The organism is Microbacterium sp. PF5, assembly GCF_004794315.1.
Taxonomy (GTDB): Bacteria; Actinomycetota; Actinomycetes; order Actinomycetales; family Microbacteriaceae; genus Microbacterium; species Microbacterium sufflavum.
Genome location: NZ_SSDQ01000166.1, coordinates 18,428 through 34,946, shown reverse-complemented (window position 1 = coordinate 34,946; position 16,519 = coordinate 18,428). Strand labels below are relative to the sequence as shown.

Sequence of the window (16,519 nt, the reverse complement as noted above, 5' to 3'; positions counted from 1 at the left end):
GCACCGCGGGCGGCGGCCTCTTCGGCCGTCACCGCCTCGGCAGCGTCGCATCCGAGCTGCTGCACTCCTCGCCGATCCCGGTCGCCCTCGCGCCGTCGGGGCTCGCGCAGCAGGACGACCACGTGCTCCCGCGCGTCACGGTCGCGGTCGGCACGCGTCCGGGTGCGGAGGGCGTGCTCGACCAGGCCGTCGCCCTCGCCGGGGCGGCCGAGGTCTCCCTGCGGCTGGTGTCGCTCGTGCCGTTCGACGTGCCGCCCGGCCTCGACACCGGCGCGATCCGCCTGGCCGGCAGCGAGCACGCCCACCGGGTGCTCGCCGTCGCTGCCGAGCAGCTGCCGGACGGCCTGGGCGCCGTCGTCGAGGAGGCACCGGGCGAGACGGTCGAAGACGCCGTCGCCGGGCTCTCCTGGCTCCCGGGCGAGGTGGTCCTGGTCGGCTCGAGCCGCCTGGCACAGCCGCGCCGTCTGTTCCTGGGCTCCACGGCGGCGAAGATGCTGCACGAGCTGCCCGTTCCCATGATCGTCGTCCCGCGCACCCGCAACGAAGCAGGAGACCGCTGATGAGCAGCACCAACCGGGCGACGGAGCCCGCATCCGGCGTCACGACCGGCATCTCCACGAAGGGCCTGAGTGCCGGCACCGTCGGCCTCATCGGCGCCGTCGTGATCGGCATCTCGTGCATCGCCCCCGCCTACACGTTCACGGCCGCCGTCGGCCCCACCGCGTCCGAGGTGGGCGCGCAGATCCCGGCGATCATCCTCGTCGGCTTCATCCCGATGCTCCTGGTGGCCTTCGGCTACCGCGAGCTCAACAACCGCATGCCCGACTCCGGCACGTCCTTCACCTGGGCCGCCCGCGCGTTCGGACCCTGGGTGGGCTGGATGGCCGGCTGGGGCCTGGTCGTCGCGACGATCCTGGTGCTGTCGAACCTCGCCGGGGTCGCCGTCGACTTCCTGTTCCTGCTGCTGTCGCAGATCACGGGCAACGCCGGGATCGCCGACCTGGCCGGGGTGACGTGGATCAACATCGGCGTATGCCTGCTGTTCATGCTGGGGGCGACGTGGGTGTCGTACCGCGACATGCAGACGACCCAGAAGCTGCAGTACTGGCTGGTGGGCTTCCAGATCCTGGTGCTGGTGTTCTTCGCGGTCGCCGCGATCGCCCAGGCCGTGAGCGGCAACGGCTTCGACTACCAGCCGTTCGACCTCAACTGGTTCAACCCGTTCGCGATCTCGTCGTTCAGCGCCGTGGCGGCCGGTCTCTCCCTGTCGATCTTCATCTTCTGGGGCTGGGACGTCACGCTCACCATGAACGAGGAGACGAAGGACCCGGAGAAGACGCCGGGCCGCGCGGCCACGGTCACCGTGCTCACGATCGTCTCGCTGTACCTGCTCCTCGCCGTCGCGATGATCATGTTCGCGGGCGTGGGCACGGGCGAGCTCGGCCTCGGCAACGGCGACATCCAGGAGAACGTGTTCTTCCACCTCTCCGGACCGATCCTCGGGCCGCTCGCGTTCCTCGTGTCGCTGGCGGTGCTCACCAGCTCGGCGTCGTCGCTGCAGTCGACGTTCGTCGGTCCGGCGCGCACCCTGCTCGCGATGGGCCACTACGGCGCCCTGCCGAAGTCGTTCGCGAAGGTCAGTCCGCGGTTCTTCACCCCCGGCTACGCCACGATCGTCTCGGCCATCGTCGCCTCGGCGTTCTACGCGGTCATGCGCGTGGTCAGCGAGGACACCCTGTGGGACACGATCCTCACGCTCGGCATGATGATCTGCTTCTACTACGGCATCACCGCGTTCGCGTGCGTCTGGTACTTCCGCAAGCAGTGGTTCGACTCCACGCGCAACGTCTTCTTCACGTTCCTGTTCCCGCTGGTGGGTGGCATCATCCTCGCGATCCTGTTCTTCACCACGCTGATCGACTCGATGGACCCGGCCTACGGCTCGGGGTCGGAGATCGGCGGCGTCGGGATCGTGTTCATCCTCGGGATGCTGATCATCGTCGTGGGCATCGCGGTGATGATCTGGAACGCGATCCGCCGCCCGGCGTTCTTCCGCGGACAGACGCTGAGCATCGACGCGCCGCCGAGCCGGCGTCGTCGCCCCTAGCCCCCACTCACAGAAAGAGAACCCATGAGCACTCAGACCGAGCAGGCGCTGCTCGACAGCATCCCCACTGGACTCTTCATCGGCGGACAGTGGATCGACGGCGAGACCGGCGCCACGTTCGACGTCAAGGACCCGGCCACGAACCAGGTGATCCGCACGATCGCCGACGCCACGCCCGCCGACGGCATCCGCGCGCTCGACGCCGCGGTGGCCGCTCAGGACGAGTGGGCCGCCACCGCTCCGCGTGTGCGGAGCGAGATCCTGCGCCGCGCGTTCGACCTGGTGCAGGCGCACAAGGAAGACCTGGCGCTGCTGATGACCCTGGAGATGGGCAAGCCGCTCGCCGAGGCGCGCGGCGAGGTCGCGTACGGCGGCGAGTTCCTCCGCTGGTTCAGCGAGGAGGCCGTGCGCATCAGCGGTCGCTACGGTCTGAACCCGGAGGGCACCGGGCACATGATCGTGTCGCAGCGCCCCGTCGGGCCGTCGTTCTTCGTCACCCCGTGGAACTTCCCGTTCGCGATGGCCACCCGCAAGATCGCGCCGGCGCTCGCCGCCGGGTGCACGGTGGTCATCAAGCCCCCGGCACTCACGCCGCTCACGACCATCTTCTTCACGAAGCTGCTGGAGGAGGCGGGGCTCCCCGCCGGCGTCGTCAACGTGGTGCAGACCTCGAAGTCCAGCGCCCTGTCGGCGCCGATCATCGCGGACCCCCGGCTGCGCAAGCTGTCGTTCACGGGGTCGACCGAGGTGGGCCGCAAGCTCATCGCGCAGGCGGCCGAGGGCGTGCTGCGCGTGTCGATGGAGCTCGGCGGCAATGCACCGTTCGTGGTGTTCGACGACGCCGACCTCGACAAGGCCGTGGAGGGCGCGCTCGCCGCGAAGTTCCGCAACATCGGCCAGGCGTGCACGGCGGCCAACCGCTTCATCGTGCACCGTGACGTGGCCGGCGAGTTCGCCAAGCGGGTGACCGAGCGCGTGAACGCGATGAAGATCGGCCGCGGCACCGAGGAGGGCGTGGCGATCGGCCCGCTCATCGACGAGGACGCGGTGGCCAAGGCGGGCGAGCTCGTCGACGACGCGGTGGAGCGCGGCGCGACGCTGCTCGCGGGCGGCAAGGCGCTCGAGGGCACCGGCACGTTCTACGAGCCCACGGTCCTCACCGATGTCGTGGCCGGCAGCGCGATCCTGCGCGAGGAGATCTTCGGCCCGGTGCTGGCGATCGCCACGTTCGAGACCGAGGATGAGGCCGTGCGCCTCGCGAACGACACCGAGTACGGCCTGGTGTCGTACGTGTTCACCGAGAACCTGCAGCGCGGTCAGCGCATGATCGACGCGCTCGAGACCGGCATGATGGGACTCAATGTGGGCGTGGTCTCCAACGCGGCGGCTCCGTTCGGCGGCGTCAAGCAGTCCGGTGTCGGCCGCGAGGGCGGCTTCGAGGGTATCCACGAGTACCTGTCCACCAAGTACACGCTGATCCCGGTCTCCTGACCGGACGGCAAGAGGAGGAGACATGACCGACTACGCCGTCGTCAATCCCGCCACCGGCGAGACCCTGGCCACGTACGACACGTTCACCGATGCGCAGATCGAAGAGGCGGTCGCGGCCGCCGACGAGGCGCACCGCGAGTGGTCGCGCTCGACCACGGTCGCGGAGCGCGCACAGCTGCTGCGCCGCGCCGCCGAGCTGCATCGCGAGCGCCGCGAGGAGTTGGCCGACGTGTTCGTGCGCGAGATGGGCAAGCCGCGCGAGGCCGCGCTCGGTGAGGTTGACTTCGCCGCCGACATCGCCGAGTACTACGCGGATCAGGCCGAGGACATCATGGCCGACCAGCCCATCACGATCCTCGGCGACGGCTCGGCGATCATCCGCCGGTCGTCGCTGGGGCCGCTCGTGGGCATCATGCCGTGGAACTTCCCGGCCTACCAGATCGTGCGCTTCGCGGCGCCGAACCTGATCGTCGGCAACACGATCCTGCTGAAGCCCGCGCCGCAGTGCCCGGAGTCGTCGAGCGCGATCGAGGCGATCTACCACGACGCCGGGTTCCCGAAGGGCGCGTACCAGAACGTGCTCGCCACGAACGAGCAGATCGCCGACATGATCGCCGACCCGCGCGTGCAGGGCGTCTCGCTCACCGGCTCGGAGCGTGCGGGGGCGGCGGTGGCCGAGGTCGCCGGACGGCACCTCAAGAAGGTCGCGCTGGAGCTCGGCGGCTCCGACCCGTTCCTCGTGCTCTCGACCGACGACCTCGACGCGACGGTCCAGGCCGGCGTGGACGCGCGGCTCGACAACAACGGTCAGGCGTGCAACGGCGCCAAGCGCTTCATCATCGTCGACGAGCTGTACGACGCGTTCGTGGAGAAGTTCACGGCGGCGATGGCGGCCGTCGAGGCGACCGACCCCACGCAGGACGACACCGTGCTCGGACCGGTGTCGTCGGAGGCGGCGGCGGAGAACCTGCAGAAGCAGATCGACACCGCGGTCGCCCAGGGCGCCACGCTGCTGACCGGGGGCACGCGCGACGGGGCGTTCTTCGCGCCGACCGTGCTCGCCGACGTCACGCCGGAGATGGACGTGTACCGGGAGGAGCTGTTCGGCCCCGCCGCCGTCGTGTACCGCGTGGCCGACGAGGACGCCGCGGTGCAGCTGGCCAACGACACCACGTTCGGGCTCGGGTCGTACGTCTTCACGACCGATGAGGCCCAGGCGGAGCGGGTGGCCGACAAGATCGAGGCCGGCATGGTGTACGTCAACCTGGTTCTCGCCGACAGCCCGGAGCTGCCGTTCGGGGGCATCAAGCGCAGCGGCACCGCGCGTGAGCTCGGACACCTCGCCGCCGACGAGTTCGTCAACAAGAAGCTCATCCGCATCGGCTGAGTCCGACGCGGTGACGGTGCCCGGGGGTCGATCGGCCCCCGGGCACTGTCGCGTCCGGACCTGTGACGTTCGGACGGGTGCTGTCCAGCCGGCGGGTCCGTGGGTGACAATGGCGGCATGAGTGTGCACAGCGACCCCGTCCGGACCCTGACCGATGCCGAGAGCTGGGAGCGCCTGCGCGGACAGGAGCTCGGACGCCTCGTGACCCACATCGGCGACACGATCGACATCTTCCCGATCAACTACGCGGTCGACGGGGATGGCATCGTGTTCCGCACCGCTCCGGGGAGCAAGCTGTTCGAACTGACCGCGAACGCCGATGTGCTGTTCGAGGTCGACGACCACACCGACGTCGACGCGTGGAGCGTGGTCGTGCGCGGGCACGCCGCGGCGCTGGAGACCGATGCCGATGTCGCGCGCGCCGAGGCCGCGGGGCTGCGCCCGTGGATCCCGACCGTCAAGCGGGTGTTCGTCCGCATCGCACCCGCCTCGGTGTCGGGACGCGCGTTCCATCGTGATCCCGAGCCGGAGCGCGACGGCCCCCAGGAGTACTGACCGGCCCGCGTCAACCCCGGCACCAGGGCGGAGGGGCGGGCGTAGGGTCGGGGTATGGCCAACGTCGCTGAGAACATCGTCAAGACTCTGCACGCCAACGGGATCGATCGGGTCTACGGCATCCCCGGGGATTCACTCAACGGATTCACGGACGCGCTGCGCAAGGACGGCCGCATCCGCTGGGTGCACGTGCGCCACGAGGAGTCCGCGGCGTTCGCGGCCGCCGCGGACGCGGGCACCACGGGTGAGCTCGCCGTCGTCGCCGGCTCGTGCGGGCCGGGCAACCTGCACCTCATCAACGGGCTGTACGACGCCCAGCGTTCCCGCGTGCCCGTCCTGGCGATCGCGGCGCACATCCCGACGACCGAGATCGGCACCGGCTACTTCCAGGAGACGCACCCGCAGGAGCTGTTCCGCGAGTGCAGCGTGTACGTCGAGTACGTGGCGGACCCGAAGCAGATGCCGCGGCTGATGGAGATCGCGATGCGGGCGGCGATCGAGCAGCGCGGTGTCGCGGTGCTGGTGATCCCTGGCGATGTGGCGCTGGCGGAGATCGAGGATGACCGCGCGGTCGTGGTCCGCCGCGCCCGGCCGGTGGTGGCACCGAGCGGGGCGGAGCTGGAGCAGGCGGCCACGCTGCTGAACGCCGCGAAGCGCGTCACGATCCTCGCCGGCGCCGGCGTCGAGGGCGCGCACGACGAGGTGATCGCGCTGGCCGACCGTCTGGGCGCGCCGATCGTGCACGCGCTGCGCGGCAAGGAGTTCATCGAGTACGACAACCCGTTCGACGTCGGCATGACCGGTCTGCTCGGGTTCGCGTCCGGCTACCGGGCGATGGAGGCCGCCGACACGCTGCTCGTGCTCGGCAGCGACTTCCCGTACGAGCAGTTCTACCCCGACCACGCGACCACGATCCAGGTGGACATCCGCGGCTCGCAGCTCGGCAAGCGCCACCCGCTCGACCTCGGACTCGTGGGCGACGTCGGCGCCACCGCAGAGGCCCTGCTGCCGCGCCTCGCCCGCAAGGACGACCGCACGCACCTCGACGACGCGACGGCGCACTACCGCAAGACGCGCAAGAAGCTCGACGAGCTCGCGGTCCCGGCGAAGGGCGACCGCCCGATCCACCCGCAGTACCTCGCGCGGCTGCTCGACGAGCACGCCGCGGACGACGCGATCTTCACGGCCGACGTGGGGTCGCCGACGGTGTGGGCGGCGCGTTACCTGACGATGACCGAGCACCGTCGACTGATCGGCTCGTTCACGCACGGCTCGATGGCGAACGCGCTGCTGCACGGCATCGGCGCGCAGGTCGCCCACCCGCAGCGCCAGGTCGTGGCCCTCGCGGGCGACGGCGGGCTGTCGATGATGCTGGGCGAGCTGCTCACGCTCACGCAGAACCGTCTGCCCGTGAAGACCATCGTGGTGAACAACTCCTCGCTGAACTTCGTGGAGCTGGAGATGAAGGCCGCCGGGTTCGTCACGTACGGCACCGGACTGGACAACCCGAGCTTCGCCGCCATCGCCGAAGCCATGGGGATCTTCGCCCGCCGGGTGGAGCGCAGCGACGAGCTGCCGGACGCCGTCCGCGAGGTGCTGGCGCACGACGGTCCCGCCCTGCTCGACGTGGTCACCGAGCGTCAGGAGCTCTCGATGCCGCCCGCGATCGAGGCGGCGCAGGTGAAGGGGTTCGCGCTGTACGCGATCCGCACGGTCATGTCGGGCCGCGGCGACGAGCTCCTCGATCTGGCGCGGGCGAACTGGCGCCAGCTGTTCTGACGCCTCCGGCCGCGCGGGGGTGCGGGCTCAGCTCTCCAGCAGCGCCCGCACCTCGGCCGCCTCGCCGTGGCGGCCGAGCCCTTCGAGCACGTCGCCGAGCTCGAGCGCGGTGACCTGACGCAGCGGCGGGAAGCCTTCGGCGTGCTCCAGGGCGCTGCGGTAGACCGCGACCGCGTCGGCGGCGCGCTCGTTGCCCGCGAGCACCCGGGCGGCGAACAGCTCGGAGCCTCCGGCGGAGCCCGGGTCGCCCAGCTCCGCGAACGCGTCCGCGGCGGTGAGCGCGGCGGCCACGGCCTCGTCGATCCGTCCGAGCTGCGCGAGCGCGCGGGCGCGGGAGTCCGTCACGTCGGCGTGCAGCCACCCGGCCTCGTGCTGCTGCGCGAGGGCGGCGACCTCGTCGAACAGGGCGAACGCCCGCTCGTCGCCGCGTCCGCCGTAGGCCTGACCCAGGCTGTGGAGCACCTCGCTGAGGGCGCCGACCGCTTCCGGCGCGCCCCGGACGATCTCGGCCGCGCCCTCCAGGAGGCGGATCGCGTCGTCGTGCTCCTCGAAGCGGGCGAGGATCTTCGCCTGCTCGGTCATCGCCATCGCCTGGTCGGCGTGCTCCGCGCCCTCGCCGAACAGTTCGGCGGCGTAGCCGTGCACGCCCACCGCCTGTCCGAACTCGCCCGACTCGGCCAGAGCGCGCGCGAGCAGGGTGGCAGTCATGCCGCGGGAGGCGGGGGCCACGTCGGCCTGCTCCTCGCGCTGCAGCACGTCGCCGAACAGCTCGGCCGCCTCCTGGGCGTCGCCGGAGCGCAGCATGGCGCGGGCGAGCCGGAAGTCGACGCCGGTCGCGTCGCCTCCGGCCTCGGCGCGCAGGCGCGAGGCGAGGCGGTAGCGCGAAACGGCGCGGTCGGGGTGGTCGGCGTCCTCCCACAGTGCCCCGGCGAGCACGTGCGCGTCGGCGAGGGCCCGTGTGGCGCCCAGCTCGGCGAGGAGGCGGCAGACCTCGTCGGCGTCCGCGGCGCCGTCGAGGTGCTCGCCCGTCCCTCCGCGCACCCGGGCCCTGGTCTGCAGCGCCTGGGCGCGATGCCCGGCGGAGAGGTCGTCCTGCGCGAGGAATCGGTCGAGCAGAGCGGTCGCGGCCTCCAGGTCGCCCTTGGAGAGCACGGCCCCGATGGCGACGAGCGTGGTGGTGTTCGACAGCCGGGTGTCCTCAGCCTCGGCGAACGCGCGGGCGGCGTGCTCGGCGAGGTCGAGCGCGGCGTCGGGCTCGTCGGCGTGCAGGTGCAGCGAGGCGCGGCTGATGGCGAGGTCTCCGCGCGACCACGCCGGAAGGCGCTCGGCGGCGGCCAGTTCCTCCTCCAGGGCGGCCCTGGTGTCGTCGGTGTCGAGCCCGAACGTGGCGAGGCCGAGGCGCAGCTCCAGCTCGGCCTGCACGTCGCGGCCGGCGTCGCGCAGCGCGGCGATGCGCTCGGGCAGCACCTGCTCCGCCTCCTCGATGCGGTCGAGCGCCACGAGGATCCCCAGGCGCAGCGACAGCAGCTGTGCGCGTTTGCCGGGGTCGGTCACCTCGAGCGCACGGGGGAGGGCGTCGAGCGTCTCGTGCTCGGCGCCGAACTGGGCGAGCTGCATCGCGCGGTCGAACCAGCCGTCCGCGTCCGTCGGGGTCGTGGCCGGTGCGGTGGCGACGAAGGCGTCGGAGCGGATCGGCACGTCCCAGCTCTCGTCGGCCAGGCGGCGCGAGCGGGCGAGGCTCCGCGCGTGCCCGTCCGTTCCGTCGCGCTCGTCGAACTGCGCGCCGATGCGCTCGGCGGCCGTCCAGGCGGCGGTGGCGAGCTCGGCCGCGGTCCACGCGCCGTCGTGCTCTCCGAAGAGCCCGACGAGGGCGGGGGCGTCCGCACCGCGGACGGGGGTGTCGCCGTGCCCGGTCGCCACGACCCTGTCCAGTGCGACGGCGAAGGCGGTGAGGGCCGCGAAGTGCGCGTCGACGTTCAGGCCGTCGTGCGCGAGCCATCCGATGTGCCGCTCGATCAGGGCGAGGGCACGCGCCTCGTTGCCGGTGACGGCCGCGAACACGATGTTGTTGGCGACGATGCGGAGGTTGTCGGGGTTGTCCTTCGCGAGGCGGTAGCTGCGCAGGTGGGCGGTCTTCGCGTCCTCCAGGCGTCCGGCGCGGAGGTAGGGGAGGAGGACGCGGGAGAGCGCGTGCTCGGGCTCCTCGCCGCACGAGAAGCCGCCCTCGATCATCTCCTCGACCAGGCGGATGGCGTCGGCGTCGCGGTCGGTGTCGGCGAAGAAGCCCGCGAACTGGCTGCGGCCGCAGGCGTCGCAGTGGCTGTGGTCGTCGCGGGGTGTGGCCTCCAGCTGCACGCGCAGCGCCTCGGCGTCGTCCATCCGGCCGGCGTCCCACGCGTCCTCGAACCGGGCGGTGAGCACGCCGCTGAGGCCGAGGCCCGCGGCGCGGTAGTGGGCCTCCATGTCGTCGAGCACGGCGGCGATCTGCTCCTGCGAGAACGCGGGGGACGACCGCAGCGACGAGGCCATCCACTTGAACTGCCACATGAGGTCGGCACCGCCGTTGTCGAGGTCGGCGGGGAAGCGCTGCGGGTCGGCGTCGTGGTGGGCGAGGCACCACGCGAAGGAGTTGAGCATCACGTCGGTGGCGCCGACCATGTTGGCCGAGGCGGTCTGCCGCATGCGGGCCTCGTACTCCAGGCGCTCGTCGCCGAGCTCGACGGCGAGGGCCACGGCCTCCGCGACGAGGGCCTGCTCCTCCGGACCCCACGGGGTGCGGTCGATCTCCTCGATGAGCTGCTGGAAGCGCTTCTTCGGACGTGCCATGGGAGCCTTTCGGTGGAGTGTCAGCGGGCGTCGCCGAAGGGGAGGGAGTCCCCCTCGATGCCGGCGGAGAGCGAGACGAGGTCGGCCAGCGCGCTGGTCATGAGCGCCCGGTCGGCGTCACGGAGCGGATGGTGGCCGGCGAGGAGCGCCTGGATGTAGAGCAGCTGCACGGTGCGGGCGAACACGGCGTCGTCCTCGACGCGCACCAGGGCGCGCACCACGCGGTTGGACCAGTTCAGGCACAGCCGTGCGGTGAGGTCGTCGTCGCGGGCGGCGGACAGCGTCTGGTCGATGCGGTCGAGCACGCCGCCCCACAGTGCCCCGGCGACCCCTCTGGTGCGGCCGCGGTCGATCGCGCGCAGCACCTCGGGGTCGGCGACGTACAGCCCGGTGAGTGCGGGCTGGTCGATCGAGCGCACGACGACGGCGCAGTCGGAGGCGGCGAGCACGGCCCCCGCGCGGGTCTCGAGCGCCACGGCGGCGTCGCGGTCGTCCAGGGGCGGGGGATCGAGACGGTCGAGCTCGCCGGCGACGTCGACCTTCTCCACGGTGACGGCGGGGTAGAGCTCGGGCAGCAGGCGCACGAGGTCCGCGTCGTACAGGTAGCCGCCGTTGACCAGCACCTCATCGCCGGGCGAGATCCCGGCGACCTGGCGGAACTCGTCCACGGTCTGCGCGTAGCGGATGTGCGGGTAGCGCTCGACCAGGTCGCCGATGCGCAGCGTGCCGTGCGTGGTCTCGACGGTGAGCCACCGGGTGATGAACCGCGCCAGCTCCTCGTCGTGGCGCACGAGCGACTTGAGACCGACCTCGTGCACCGCCACGAACTGTGCGAGGCGGTGCGGCTCGCGCAGTCCGAGCTCGAGCACCCAGCGGCGGATCCCCGCGCCGAGCTGCTCGCGCACGTGCTCCAGGGCCGTGTCCTCCACGAGGGACTCCCGGCTCGCGGTGGGGGCGAGGCCGGTGGAGTCGACGACCGCCCGCACGAAGAACGCCCAGTCGGGCAGCACGTCGTCCACGCGCTCGGACAGCAGCATGCGGCCGAGGTACATGCGGGTGGCCTGGCGCGCGCCGGGCGGGGGTGCGTAGGGGAGCACGTAGGCGAGACCGCGCGTGCCTGTCCCCGGTTCGCCGAGCTCGATCACGTCGAGGGGGTTCGCGCCGAGCAGGTCCCGCCCGTAGGCGACGGCCGCCTCGGGGTCGTCGGCGGGGGAGAGGAACGGCGGCTCGCGCGTGATGTCGACGTCTCCGGCGCCGGTGTCGATCGTGACCCGCACGGGGAGGAACTCGCCGAACGTGGTGGCGAGCTCGTGCACGGCGGCGGGCCGGAGCAGCTCGTCCGCGTCGAACCGCGGTACGAGGTGCACGCTGGTGCCGACCGGGAGGTCGTCGTCGAGCTCGACCACCTGGAACGTGCCGTCGGCGCTGCCCGTCCACTCCACGGCCGCGCCGCCTCGGGCGCTGCGCGAGCGGATGACGATGGTGTCGGCGACCATGAAGCAGCTGAGGAGTCCGATGCCGAACTGCCCGAGGTAGTCGCTGCGGGGGAGGTCGAAGATGTCGCGCTTCGAGCTGCGGCCGACCGTGGCGAGCAGGTCGGCGACCTCGGCGGCGGTCAGGCCGACGCCGTCGTCGCGGAGCACGAACTCGCCGGTCTGCGCGGTGAGCGGCGTGATGCGGATGCGCCCGCCGCCGCCGTCGACCTCGTGACGGGCGGTGATCGCGTCGCGGGCGTTCTGCAGCAGCTCGCGCAGGTAGACGCGGGGGCTCGAGTAGATGTGCCTGCTCAGCAGATCGACGACTCCGCGCAGATCCACCTGGAACTGCTGCACATCCCCACCCACACGCGCCCCTTCTCGCCGGCATCCGCTCGCCGAGCCTAGCAACAACCCGTATATCGAGCCCGGTTCGGCACCGTCGGGCGGATGCCGTATGCTTGTGGAGCAGTTGTTCTCTGCATTCTTTCGCCGTGCCTCGGGTCTTCGGATCTCGGCGCAGCGCGGGGATGGGAGGGCACCCCGAGGCCTCCGGGTCTCTAGGGCGGTAGCTCAATTGGCAGAGCAGCGGTCTCCAAAACCGCAGGTTGCAGGTTCGATTCCTGTCCGCCCTGCGCGTCAGTGCAACGCTGGCACACGAAAGGTACATTCAGGATGGATCAGGACGAACCGCGCGGCGAGGTCGTCGCGGCCGGCGCCACGCGCCAGAAGAAGGGCAACCCCTTCTCCCGGTTCTTCGGGGGCATCGCCCTGTTCATCCGCCAGGTCATCGCCGAACTGCGCAAGGTCGTCACCCCGACCCGCAAGGAGCTGTTCAAGTTCACGGGTGTGGTGCTCGTCTTCGTCGTGATCGTGATGGGCATCGTCTACGGTCTCGACTACGTCTTCGGGCTCCTGACCCACTACGTGTTCGGTATCCCTGGCTGATGACCCCCGCGGCGGCAGCCGCAGCTATGGAGAAGAAGCAACGTGTCTGAACGATATTCCGACGACGCCGACTGGGCGACCGCCGCAGAGCAGTCCAGCGAGGAGGACGAGGCCCAGGAGGGCAACGTGCTCGCCGCTGAGGAGTTCTCGGTCACCTCTGCCGAGCACGTCGCGGTCCACGTCGAAGACGAGGACGGCGAGGACGACACGGACGACATCGACATCGACATCGACGACCCGGAGGCGGACGCGATCGTGAACGACGCTCTCAACCTGGACGAAGCGGCGGAGTCCGAGGCCGCCGCCGAGGTCCTCAACGATTCCGTGGCCGAGGAGGCCGCCGAGCAGGAGGCCGAGGCGGCCGACGAGGTCACCCCGTACGACGGTCCCGACGTGAACGGCGAGGACGACCGTCCCGCAGCCGAGTCCGAGGAGGAGGACGCCGAGTCCGAGGAGGACCCCTACGAGGCCTTCCGCATGGACCTGCGCATGCTCCCCGGCAAGTGGTACGTCATCCACTCGTACGCGGGCTTCGAGCGCAAGGTGAAGGCCAACATCGAGCAGCGCAAGTCGACGCTCGAGGTCGAGGACGAGATCTACCAGGTCGAGGTCCCGATGGAAGACGTGGTCGAGATCAAGAACGGCCAGCGCAAGATGGTCACCCGCGTGCGCATCCCCGGCTACGTGCTGGTGCGCATGGAGCTCACGGAGGACACCTGGTCGGTCGTGCGCCACACCCCCGGCGTCACCGGCTTCGTGGGCAACGCCCACAACCCGACGCCGCTGCGCTTCGAAGAGGCCTTCAACATGCTGAAGTCGCTCGTCGAGGTGAAGGACGTCCCGACCGCCAAGAACATCGCGGCGAAGGGCGGCGTCGCCGTGGCCCGTCCGCTGCCGGCCGAGGTCGACTTCGAGGTGGGCGAGACCATCACGATCAAGGAGGGCTCGTTCGCGGGTCTTCCCGGTTCGATCAGCGAGATCAAGCCGGAGAGCGGCAAGCTCACGGTCCTCGTCTCGCTCTTCGAGCGCGAGACGCCGGTCGAGCTGTCGTTCGACCAGGTCACCAAGATGATCTGACACTGCTGTCATCAGAACGCCCCGCCGGCTCATCCGGCGGGGCGTTCTGCGTGCGGCCGCGGGGCTCCCCGCACCCGTCGGTCAGCCCGCGTGCTGTGCGGCCCAGTGCGGGCTCTGGATCAGGCCGAGGAGATTGCCGAACGGGTCGCTGACCGACGCCGACCACCACCCCTCGCCGCGCTGGGTGACGGGGTCGAACGGGGTGGCGCCGAGGGCTGCGAGGCGGTCCATCTCGGCGTGGATGTCGTCGACGTGCAGGCTCACGAGCGCGCCTCCCGGCTGCGGCAGGGCGGGGCGGAAGCGGGCGTCCATCAGCGCGAACTCGTCGTCGTCGTCGCCGAAGCGCCATTCGGCGTACTGCGGGGTCCCCTGTTCGGGGCGGGTGAAGTACGGCGCGGCGTCGAACACGCGCGCGTACCAGTCGATCGCGGCGGGCATGTCCTCGGCGACGAGGTTGAGGTTGGCGAGACCACGGAACATGGGATCTTCTCCTTCGGTGGGAACGGCTTTCGTTCTATGCTCGACCGTGAAGTGATCACCTTCTGATCACTTCGGAAAAGAGGTTCCCGATCCGTGCCGATCGCCTGGTCCAGGCTCTGCTGCTCCTGCAGGGCCGTCCCCGGATCACCGCCGCGGAACTGGCCGCCGAGCTGGAGGTCTCGGTGCCCACCGCGCGCCGCGACCTGGAGGCGCTCGCCATGGCGGGTGTGCCCCTCTATCCGTCTCGGGGGCGCGGCGGCGGGTGGCGCCTGATCGGAGGGGCCCGGACCGATCTCACGGGACTGACCGAGAGCGAGGTGACGTCGTTGCTGGTCGCGCTCAGCCAGAGCCGCACCGCCGCGCCGGAGCACACGGCCGCGGTGCGCAAGCTCATGCGTGCCGTGCCGGAACCGTTCCGCGAGGGCGCGCAGCGGGTGGCGGAGTCGACCGTGCGGGATGCGCCCTGGGGTGAACCCGATGATGCGCCGGAGCGGCCGGCGGTGTCGGAGCTGCAGCGGGCGATCGCTGCGCGCCGCCGGGTGCGCTTCGGCTACGGCGACGCCGGGCGGCCGGTCGAGGTGGTGCCGCTCGTGGTCGGCAGCCGCGGTCCGCGGTGGTATCTGCTCGCGGCGCCGGGGCGGAACGGCGGGGCCGACGTGGACCGGCTGCGCACGTACCGGGTCGACCGGATCGCGGATCTCGCCCTCACCGACGAGCGGGGGGAAGGGCCGGATGGCTTCGACGCGCCTGCCGCGTGGGAGCGGATGGTCGAGACGGTCGAGGGGCTGCGGGGCGAGGCGCGCGCCGTGATCCGCGCGGAGGCCTGGGCCGTGCGCGCGGTGCTCGACCGCTTCGGGCGCCAGGCCGCGGTGATGGATGCCGACGAGGGACTGATCGAGGTGCGGGCCCACCGTGCGGACGCTCTGGCCGAGCAGCTCGCCGGGTGGACGGGCGCCGTGGAAGTGCTCGAACCCGTCGAGGTGCGCGCAGCCCTGCGCGAGCTCGGGCAGCGGATCGCGGAGCAGTACCGCGACCCCTGACCCCGCGCGGAAGTGGGGTGCGGGATGCGGTAGACTCTTATGGTTTGTGCGCCGCTTCGGCGTGCGCGCTGACGACCACGACCCGGAGATGCCGGGTCCGTGGGAGAAGCGGGTGTCCGCATCCGCCTCGAGGAAAGGAAAGAGAATGGCACCGAAGAAGAAGGTGACCGGCCTGATCAAGCTTCAGATCAACGCCGGTGCCGCCAACCCGGCGCCGCCGATCGGCCCCGCGCTCGGTCAGCATGGCGTCAACATCATGGAGTTCTGCAAGGCGTACAACGCCGCGACCGAGTCGCAGCGCGGCAACGTCATCCCCGTCGAGATCACCGTCTACGAGGACCGCAGCTTCACCTTCGTCCTGAAGACCCCGCCCGCGGCGGAGCTCATCAAGAAGGCCGCCGGCGTGCAGAAGGCCTCGGCCACCCCGCACACCGTCAAGGTCGGCAAGATCACCAAGGACCAGGTCCGTCAGATCGCCGAGCAGAAGCAGGCCGACCTGAACGCGAACGACATCGAGGCCGCCTCGAAGATCATCGCCGGCACCGCCCGTTCCATGGGCATCACGGTCGAGGGCTGAGGAGAATAATCATGGCTACCAAGTCCAAGGCTTACAAGGCTGCCGCCGAGAAGATCGAGGCAGACCGTTTCTACACGCCCGCCGAGGCCGTCGCGCTCGCGAAGGAGACCGGTTCGGCGAAGTTCGACTCGACCGTCGAGGTCGCGCTGAAGCTCGCCGTCGACCCCCGCAAGGCCGACCAGATGGTGCGCGGCACCGTCATCCTGCCCCACGGCACCGGTAAGACCGCCCGCGTCATCGTCTTCGCCACGGGCCCCGCGGCCGAGGCCGCGATCGCCGCAGGTGCCGATGAGGTCGGCGGCGCCGAGCTCATCGAGAAGGTCGCCGGCGGCTGGACCGCGTTCGACTCGGCCGTCTCCACCCCGGAGCTCATGGGCCAGGTCGGTCGTCTCGGCAAGGTGCTGGGTCCGCGTGGCCTGATGCCGAACCCGAAGACCGGCACCGTGACCCCGAACCCGGCCAAGGCCGTCGAGGAGATCAAGGGCGGAAAGATCGAGTTCCGCGTCGACAAGCACGCCAACGTGCACTTCGTCGTCGGCAAGGCGTCCTTCACCGCCGAGCAGCTGAACGAGAACATCGGCGCAGCGCTCGAGGAGATCGTCCGCCTCAAGCCGTCGAGCGCGAAGGGCCGCTACATCCAGAAGGGTGCGGTGTCGACCACGTTCGGCCCCGGCATCCCGCTGGACGTCAACGCCATCTGAGCCTGACTCACCGAAACGCCCCCGGGTTCCGCCCGGGGGCGTTTCGCGTCCTCCGCCCCGCGTCGACACGGAGCGT

General features: G+C 71.0%; 14 protein-coding genes and 1 tRNA gene. 12 read left to right on the top strand and 3 right to left on the bottom strand.

Annotated features, from left to right (window positions below; all coding sequences use genetic code 11):
- From DW297_RS16525 to poxB, 6 genes are all read left to right on the top strand, one after another.
- Positions 1-560 (top strand): universal stress protein (locus tag DW297_RS16525; protein WP_136034424.1); only part of this gene is annotated, 560 nt, incomplete at its 5' end.
- A complete protein-coding gene (locus DW297_RS16520) occupies positions 560-2,107 on the top strand; it encodes an APC family permease (RefSeq protein WP_136034422.1) in 1,548 nt (515 codons plus the stop codon). The genes DW297_RS16525 and DW297_RS16520, both read left to right, overlap by 1 nt.
- 24 nt (positions 2,108-2,131) lie before the next feature.
- Complete coding sequence (locus DW297_RS16515; RefSeq protein WP_136034420.1) at positions 2,132-3,598, top strand: NAD-dependent succinate-semialdehyde dehydrogenase; 1,467 nt, start codon at positions 2,132-2,134, stop codon at positions 3,596-3,598.
- Positions 3,599-3,620: 22 nt separating this feature from the next.
- Positions 3,621-4,985, top strand: a complete 1,365-nt coding sequence (locus DW297_RS16510; RefSeq protein ID WP_136034418.1) for an NAD-dependent succinate-semialdehyde dehydrogenase — start codon at positions 3,621-3,623, stop codon at positions 4,983-4,985.
- A gap of 117 nt (positions 4,986-5,102) precedes the next feature.
- Positions 5,103-5,540: a pyridoxamine 5'-phosphate oxidase family protein gene (locus DW297_RS16505; RefSeq protein ID WP_136034416.1), complete on the top strand. Its 438-nt coding sequence runs from the start codon at positions 5,103-5,105 to the stop codon at positions 5,538-5,540.
- 54 nt (positions 5,541-5,594) lie between these two features.
- Complete coding sequence (gene poxB, locus DW297_RS16500) at positions 5,595-7,319, top strand: ubiquinone-dependent pyruvate dehydrogenase (RefSeq protein ID WP_136034414.1); 1,725 nt, start codon at positions 5,595-5,597, stop codon at positions 7,317-7,319.
- A 27-nt stretch (positions 7,320-7,346) separates the two neighbouring features.
- Here the strand turns inward: poxB and DW297_RS16495 are convergent, their stop codons facing one another.
- Together DW297_RS16495 and DW297_RS16490 are read right to left on the bottom strand one after the other, a co-directional pair.
- Positions 7,347-10,145: a tetratricopeptide repeat protein gene (locus tag DW297_RS16495; RefSeq protein ID WP_136034412.1), complete on the bottom strand. Its 2,799-nt coding sequence runs from the start codon at positions 10,143-10,145 to the stop codon at positions 7,347-7,349.
- A 20-nt stretch (positions 10,146-10,165) separates the two neighbouring features.
- Positions 10,166-11,989, bottom strand: coding sequence for an HSP90 family protein (locus DW297_RS16490; protein ID WP_136034409.1), 1,824 nt, complete (start codon positions 11,987-11,989; stop codon positions 10,166-10,168).
- A gap of 193 nt (positions 11,990-12,182) precedes the next feature.
- Between DW297_RS16490 and DW297_RS16485 the strand changes: the two genes are divergently transcribed.
- From DW297_RS16485 to nusG, 3 genes are all read left to right on the top strand, one after another.
- Positions 12,183-12,255 (top strand) — tRNA-Trp (locus DW297_RS16485).
- Positions 12,256-12,295: 40 nt separating this feature from the next.
- Positions 12,296-12,568, top strand: coding sequence for a preprotein translocase subunit SecE (gene secE / locus DW297_RS16480; RefSeq protein ID WP_136034407.1), 273 nt, complete (start codon positions 12,296-12,298; stop codon positions 12,566-12,568).
- A gap of 42 nt (positions 12,569-12,610) precedes the next feature.
- A complete protein-coding gene (gene nusG, locus DW297_RS16475; RefSeq protein ID WP_136034405.1) occupies positions 12,611-13,645 on the top strand; it encodes a transcription termination/antitermination protein NusG in 1,035 nt (344 codons plus the stop codon).
- Between the two features lie 81 nt (positions 13,646-13,726).
- Here nusG and DW297_RS16470 read toward each other — a convergent pair whose 3' ends face one another.
- Positions 13,727-14,125, bottom strand: a complete 399-nt coding sequence (locus DW297_RS16470) for a VOC family protein (RefSeq protein ID WP_136034403.1) — start codon at positions 14,123-14,125, stop codon at positions 13,727-13,729.
- 62 nt (positions 14,126-14,187) lie between these two features.
- On the opposite strand from DW297_RS16470, the gene DW297_RS16465 reads away from it, so the two are divergent.
- The 3 genes from DW297_RS16465 to rplA all read left to right on the top strand — a co-directional run bounded on the left by DW297_RS16465 (position 14,188) and on the right by rplA (position 16,443).
- Positions 14,188-15,165: a helix-turn-helix transcriptional regulator gene (locus DW297_RS16465; RefSeq protein ID WP_342589033.1), complete on the top strand. Its 978-nt coding sequence runs from the start codon at positions 14,188-14,190 to the stop codon at positions 15,163-15,165.
- Positions 15,166-15,310: 145 nt separating this feature from the next.
- On the top strand, positions 15,311-15,742 hold the full coding sequence (rplK, locus tag DW297_RS16460) for a 50S ribosomal protein L11 (RefSeq protein ID WP_025102337.1): 432 nt from the start codon (positions 15,311-15,313) through the stop codon (positions 15,740-15,742).
- Positions 15,743-15,753: 11 nt separating this feature from the next.
- Positions 15,754-16,443, top strand: a complete 690-nt coding sequence (rplA, locus tag DW297_RS16455) for a 50S ribosomal protein L1 (RefSeq protein ID WP_136034399.1) — start codon at positions 15,754-15,756, stop codon at positions 16,441-16,443.
- Positions 16,444-16,519: the final 76 nt, after the last annotated feature.

Bases quoted from the DNA above. Each gene is read 5' to 3' on its own strand.
- rplA (WP_136034399.1), top strand. From the start codon at position 15,754: ATGGCTACCAAGTCCAAGGCTTACAAGGCTGCCGCCGAGAAGATCGAG.
- DW297_RS16510 (WP_136034418.1), top strand. From the start codon at position 3,621: ATGACCGACTACGCCGTCGTCAATCCCGCCACCGGCGAGACCCTGGCC.
- poxB (WP_136034414.1), top strand. From the start codon at position 5,595: ATGGCCAACGTCGCTGAGAACATCGTCAAGACTCTGCACGCCAACGGG.
- DW297_RS16505 (WP_136034416.1), top strand. From the start codon at position 5,103: ATGAGTGTGCACAGCGACCCCGTCCGGACCCTGACCGATGCCGAGAGC.
- DW297_RS16470 (WP_136034403.1), bottom strand. From the start codon at position 14,125: ATGTTCCGTGGTCTCGCCAACCTCAACCTCGTCGCCGAGGACATGCCC.
- rplK (WP_025102337.1), top strand. From the start codon at position 15,311: ATGGCACCGAAGAAGAAGGTGACCGGCCTGATCAAGCTTCAGATCAAC.
- DW297_RS16495 (WP_136034412.1), bottom strand. From the start codon at position 10,145: ATGGCACGTCCGAAGAAGCGCTTCCAGCAGCTCATCGAGGAGATCGAC.
- secE (WP_136034407.1), top strand. From the start codon at position 12,296: ATGGATCAGGACGAACCGCGCGGCGAGGTCGTCGCGGCCGGCGCCACG.
- DW297_RS16520 (WP_136034422.1), top strand. From the start codon at position 560: ATGAGCAGCACCAACCGGGCGACGGAGCCCGCATCCGGCGTCACGACC.
- DW297_RS16515 (WP_136034420.1), top strand. From the start codon at position 2,132: ATGAGCACTCAGACCGAGCAGGCGCTGCTCGACAGCATCCCCACTGGA.